We start from the raw sequence: 5,454 nt of genomic DNA on the forward strand, positions 1-5,454 counted from the left end.
AATTTTCTTCTCCATGTTTTTGGAGCGCTTCATTTTCTAATTTAATTACTTGATTAATATTTTTATTATATTTTTCTCTTCCACTTTCACATGCAAACAAGGTAACAATTACTGTTAAAACAAAAAGTAGAATTTTTAATTTCCTCAACAAAATCCCTCCTTTTTTAATGAAAAGTTAGGTACAGGTAATTCATTTTATTTTACATCAAATTAAAATAAATTTATATGCTTAAAAGAAATAAAAAAAGGAATATTTACCTATTTATAGAAAAATTACATTTAAGTATAAAAAATTACAGAAAGAAGGAATATTGTTAGAAACAGTAAAAAAATTATTTTTTCGTTACTCGGTTTATTGTTATTTGCTACAGTATTACCATCTTCTATCAAGGCATATACACATAATGGTTCAAAGATTTCTAATCCAAATAATGCCTATTATTGGATTCATGGTGAGTTTAGTAAATACGGGTTAAAAGGTGAGGTTTTAAGGGGCATCACTGCTTGGAATCCTTCCTCAAAAATTCAATTTACTAAAGAATCCAGTCTCCCAGGGGGAGCAAATGTCAAAATTGAATATGTAGATAGATATAATGGAGATACTTATGGGATTTTTCGCGGTAGCGGTAATGTCACTCTTTTTAAAAAATGGCGTGTAGAATTAGACTCAGCAAGACGTAAAGAAACTGCAGTTCATGAAGTAGGCCATGCTCTCGGTTTAGGGCACACTCAAAAAAGTAATGACAGTATTTCTGTAATGCGACAGTATGAGTTTAATTATAAAGATTATCCACAATCAGATGATTGGGCTGGAATTAATGCAAGATATTAAAAGGGGGCATTATACAGATGAAAAAATCACTGAGGTTCTTATCGATAATCATAGTATTAAGCTTCATCACATTTTTATTTATAGGAAATCCCTTTGTTGAATCTAAGTCAAAAGAGATCACATTCGATGCAAAAACTGACGGCTTCAACAATTTGGAAGAACTAGAAAATAATTCACCAATTATAGTTCGTGGAATAAAAACAGATGAAAAAGAAACAGAAATTTATAGATCAGAAGTTGATGGCGAAGTAAATGGAGGTTTCACTTTATCTGGTTTCAAAGTGAATAACGTATATAAAAATAGTCAACAGGATACTAATATATTAGTGGGCAAAGAAATTCAAATAACCGAAAATGCTTATTATGATAAACAAACTAATACAGCTTACAATATCAACGGTTACACAAACATGGTTAAAGAAAAAGAATACCTATTATTCTTAATACCAGTAGATGATGGCAAATATGCAACTCGTGCCGTTACATTTGGAAAGGTACCTTTATATACACAGAAGACAACCATCAATAAATCCTCTACACTTTCGGAAGATCATGTTCAAAATGATGGTGTTATTGAAAGTATTTTCAAAGACGCACGAGAAAAATATAAAGATTAATACTAAAAGCTTTCCAAGTTAAATAGAAAAGAGGCTGCCAGTTATGACAGTCTCTTTTCTATTTAGAAGAATAAATGCAAGAAATCTTCTGTTGTAATATTACCGAAGTAACGCGCGATATCTACGCCTTCTAAAGCTACAGTGAATGTATCTTTATCAAATTGTACGCCTGTTAGACGTTCTTCAATGTCATGAACATCTAGTGATCCGAAGAAATCACCGTAAATTTTACATTCTGTTACTGTTCCTTTTTTCACTTCAAGGCGAACATCAACTTGTCCAACTGGGAAGCGGTGTGAATGTTGTAAGTTGAACTTCGGAGACTTCCCGTAGTTCCAGTCCCAATTGCGGTAACGTTCTTCAGAAATTTTATAGATTTCTTTCCAATCAGCTTCTGTTAATTCGTACGTTGGAATTTCTGTTTCTCCTTCGAAAATTGTTTCTAGCAGAAGTTGTCTAAACTCTTCTGTCGTCATTTTTTCGTTTAAGAACTCTGTAATATTCGCAACGCGGCTACGGATTGATTTAATTCCTTTTGATTGAATCTTATCCATCTTCACTTTTAGTGCTGATACAACGTGATCGATTTCAGAGTCAAATAATAACGTACCGTGACTAAACATACGACCTTTCGTTGAAAACTGAGCGTTACCTGAAATTTTTCTACCTTCAGCTAAAATGTCGTTACGACCACTTAGCTCTGCATTTACGCCTAGTTTACCAAGCGCTTTCGTTACAGGTTCTGTGAATTTTTTGAAGTTGCTGAAACTGTCTCCATCATCTTTCGTAATAAAGCTGAAGTTTAAGTTTCCTAAATCATGATATACTGCGCCTCCGCCTGATAAACGACGAACGACATGAATGCCTTTTTCTTTTACGTAATCTGCATTAATTTCTTCCACTGTGTTTTGGTTTTTACCAATGATAATCGAAGGCTCATTAATGTAGAACAGTAAATATGTTTCGTTAATATCTAAATTTTTAACACAATATTCTTCAATCGCTAAGTTTATCGTAGGATCTGTAATCCCTTTATTATCAATAAATAACATCGTATCACCTCATGAATTCCAAACGTAACCACTATGCGCAAGCGTAATATGGCCACTGAAAATTTGTTTTGCTTCTGTTACTAAATCAGATGGATTGCCTGTATGTGGCAAATGCGTTAATAAAAGTTCTTTTACATTCGCAGTTTTCGCAATACTTGCTACTTCTGTACTATTCATATGCCCTGCTTTGGCAGCCTCTTGATGTGCATACATATTACATTCACAAATGAAAAGATCAGCATCTTTTGTGAACGGAATAAATTCAGGAATATAACTTGAATCTGCACTGTATACTATGGCATCATCCCCAGCTGTAATACGCATCGCAAAGCATGTAACAGGATGAACAGTTTTTAAGAATGAAATGGAGAACGGTCCAATTTGAAGTGTTTCTTCTGGATTGTACGCGATTCCTTTCGTATGCGGTTCATGCGTTAAAGAATGGAATCCATTCTCATCAAACAAATGACCGTATATTGGTAACTCCGGTAGTTGTCCTTTTGTCACACTCGTAATTAATCTTGCATATTGCAATACCCCAATATCTGCAACATGATCGTGATGATAGTGCGACAATACAACTGCATCTATATCAGATGGTGTTATATATTTTTGAAGCTGTGCTAGTACACCACTACCACAGTCTACAAGTAAACGAAAACCATCGTGTTCAAACAAATACCCCGACGTTGCTTCTCCCGCTTCTGGAAAGCCGCCCCAAAAGCCGACAACAGTCATCTTCATATGTATCCATCCTTTCTAAAACCGTGTAGGAATGCGGTTTTTCTCCGTACTTGAGAAAGTTTTTTACTTACATCCTACATTGTTAACTATAATCCATTTCCTAAACTTTTTCATTAATTTTCAATTTTGTTATAAAACAGTTGTTGACTTTTGTTTTTTGTACTAATACAATGATAGTAAGAAATGGAAATGGAGGGATTGACATGATTGATCAACCAATGGAGTTTTTCCGAAATTTACCGACGAAAACTTGTGCACACTGCGGGAAGGAAATTGATGAGCAACACGAAGCATACCATAACAAATGTGACGATTGCGTTCACGAAGAATAGTAGTTTGTGAACATAAAAAAACCTAGCAGACATAGTCTACTAGGCTAATAACATCGTATCCTTCATCGTTGAACCTTTCACCAAGAGCTCTAGTTCAAACTCATACAATTCTTTTTGTCGATAATTTTTCGTATGGATTTTATCCATCATTAATTCGACAACTTTTCGGGCCATCTCGTCGATTGGCTGTTCAATTGTCGTAATACCTGGCTCTGTAATCTGCGCTAAAATTTGATTATCAAAACCGATCACAGCGAGATCTTCTGGAATACTCCAACCATGGCGTTTCGCCTCTGAGATAATTCCAGCTGCAACCTCGTCGCCTCCTGCCAAAATCGCGGTAGGATTTTTTTTGTCCTTTAATACTTCATTGAATATTCGTTTTCCATCGTCCCAAGAGAAAGCGTTTTCAAGAAAATCGATCGCTTCCACTTCTCTACTCTTTTCAGTAATAGCGCGTAAAAAGCCCATTTTTCGCTGTTGGCTCACTACTTTCGTTTCGTTACCACGGCAAAAAATCAGATTACGATATCCTTGTTCTAATACATGATTGGCAGCTATGTATGCTCCCTGTGCATGATCAAATTTCACTGTTGGAACATTTGCTTCCTCAATATATTCATTACATAACACGATTGGACCGTGTTGCAAGTATGGCTCTACATCTTCCCACGGATTTTCTAGTGAACATAGAATAATCCCATCTACTTGTTTCGTAGATAATAATTGTAAATACTCCATCTCTTTTTCCGGTAAATATCTTGTTTGACAAATAATCAGTTTATATTTATGTTCAGAAGCAGCAATCTCGATTGCTTCAATAAATCTACTAAAAAAAGGATTTGTAATCCTTGGAACAAGCACCGCAATTGTTTCTGTTTTTTGTTTACGAAGCCTTCTCGCCGCAGAATTAGGAACGAAGCCTAAATGCTTCATTGCTAATTGAACCCTTTTCTTCTTCTCATCTGAAACATATGGATGATTATTGATCACCCTAGAAACCGTTGTCCTTGATAACCCCGCTAATTTCGCCACGTCCTCGATAGTCGACACGAAATTTTCCCCCTTTGCATGAAAACGTTTTCTTATCCTGATTATATAGTATATTATTGGAAACTGCAATATAGGTTCTTATGATTTTACTATATTAATATTATACATAGGGAAAAGTCTGTTAACTGCAGGAAATTACACACTACTTTTAGAATTTCACAATAAGAATATTTATAAAATAAAGGATGATATTTCATGAATCGGACGGATCGTTTATTAGCTATATTAATTGAATTACAAAGAAAACAAACCGTTACAGCACAAAGCTTAGCTGAAAAATTCGAGACAAGTATACGCACTATTTATCGAGATATGGATGCACTTAGTGAATCTGGCGTCCCGCTTTTCGCAATGCCTGGTCACGGTTATTCATTAATGGATGGTTATTTCTTACCACCCATTCAACTTACGCCTGAAGAGGCTGTTACTCTTTTATTAGGCGGTGATTATATTGAGAAAACTTTCAATTCTTCTTTTTCTGTACATGCGCAATCGGCAAAAGAGAAACTTGAGGTTGTCCTCTCTACTGATCAAAAAAAGAAAGTTGAAGAGCTGCGAGGAACTTTCCGTTTCCTTTCTCCTATATTTTCTCATCAGCAACCCGAGCGAGAACAACTAGAAAACCAACTTTTCTTATTGCAAGAATCTATTCAAAAAGAACAAGCTATCTCTTTTTCTTATCGTAAACCAAGAGAAACTACAAAAATAAATCGGACCGTTCATCCTTACGGTTTAGTCAATATTTCAGGAATTTGGTACATCGTTGCTCATTGCTTACTGCGAAAACAAATACGTAATTTTCGTTTAGACCGTATGGATACATT

7 protein-coding genes are annotated in these 5,454 nt (G+C 35.0%); 4 read left to right on the forward strand and 3 right to left on the reverse strand.

All coding sequences use genetic code 11. The annotated features are described in order from the left end of the window. Positions 1-355 precede the first annotated feature (355 nt). Together AC1DTM_RS17370 and AC1DTM_RS17375 are read left to right on the forward strand one after the other, a co-directional pair. Entirely contained in the window at positions 356-832 is a 477-nt protein-coding gene (locus AC1DTM_RS17370) for a matrixin family metalloprotease (RefSeq protein ID WP_016104122.1), read from the forward strand. 17 nt (positions 833-849) lie between these two features. After that, a complete protein-coding gene (locus AC1DTM_RS17375; protein WP_002202847.1) occupies positions 850-1,449 on the forward strand; it encodes a hypothetical protein in 600 nt (199 codons plus the stop codon). A 62-nt stretch (positions 1,450-1,511) separates the two neighbouring features. Here AC1DTM_RS17375 and AC1DTM_RS17380 read toward each other — a convergent pair whose 3' ends face one another. Then, on the reverse strand, positions 1,512-2,501 hold the full coding sequence (locus AC1DTM_RS17380) for a lipoate--protein ligase (protein WP_002158958.1): 990 nt from the start codon (positions 2,499-2,501) through the stop codon (positions 1,512-1,514). A 9-nt stretch (positions 2,502-2,510) separates the two neighbouring features. Next, positions 2,511-3,245 (reverse strand): MBL fold metallo-hydrolase, encoded by a 735-nt coding sequence (locus AC1DTM_RS17385; RefSeq protein WP_016104120.1) that lies wholly within the window; start codon positions 3,243-3,245, stop codon positions 2,511-2,513. A 203-nt stretch (positions 3,246-3,448) separates the two neighbouring features. Here AC1DTM_RS17385 and yhfH point away from each other — a divergent pair, with 203 nt between their 5' ends. Beyond that, positions 3,449-3,577 carry a protein YhfH gene (gene yhfH, locus AC1DTM_RS17390; RefSeq protein ID WP_000567010.1) on the forward strand — a complete coding sequence of 43 codons (129 nt, stop codon included), beginning with the start codon at positions 3,449-3,451 and terminating at the stop codon, positions 3,575-3,577. 39 nt (positions 3,578-3,616) lie between these two features. On the opposite strand, the gene AC1DTM_RS17395 is transcribed toward yhfH, so the two are convergent. Beyond that, positions 3,617-4,630 (reverse strand): LacI family DNA-binding transcriptional regulator, encoded by a 1,014-nt coding sequence (locus tag AC1DTM_RS17395; protein WP_016104119.1) that lies wholly within the window; start codon positions 4,628-4,630, stop codon positions 3,617-3,619. A gap of 195 nt (positions 4,631-4,825) precedes the next feature. Between AC1DTM_RS17395 and AC1DTM_RS17400 the strand changes: the two genes are divergently transcribed. Beyond that, positions 4,826-5,454 (forward strand): helix-turn-helix transcriptional regulator (locus AC1DTM_RS17400; RefSeq protein WP_477000559.1); only part of this gene is annotated, 629 nt, incomplete at its 3' end.

This window comes from Bacillus sp. P4_D3 (genome assembly GCF_056401855.1).

Bases quoted from the DNA above. Each gene is read 5' to 3' on its own strand.
- AC1DTM_RS17375 (WP_002202847.1), top strand. From the start codon at position 850: ATGAAAAAATCACTGAGGTTCTTATCGATAATCATAGTATTAAGCTTC.
- AC1DTM_RS17380 (WP_002158958.1), bottom strand. From the start codon at position 2,501: ATGTTATTTATTGATAATAAAGGGATTACAGATCCTACGATAAACTTA.
- AC1DTM_RS17385 (WP_016104120.1), bottom strand. From the start codon at position 3,245: ATGAAGATGACTGTTGTCGGCTTTTGGGGCGGCTTTCCAGAAGCGGGA.
- yhfH (WP_000567010.1), top strand. From the start codon at position 3,449: ATGATTGATCAACCAATGGAGTTTTTCCGAAATTTACCGACGAAAACT.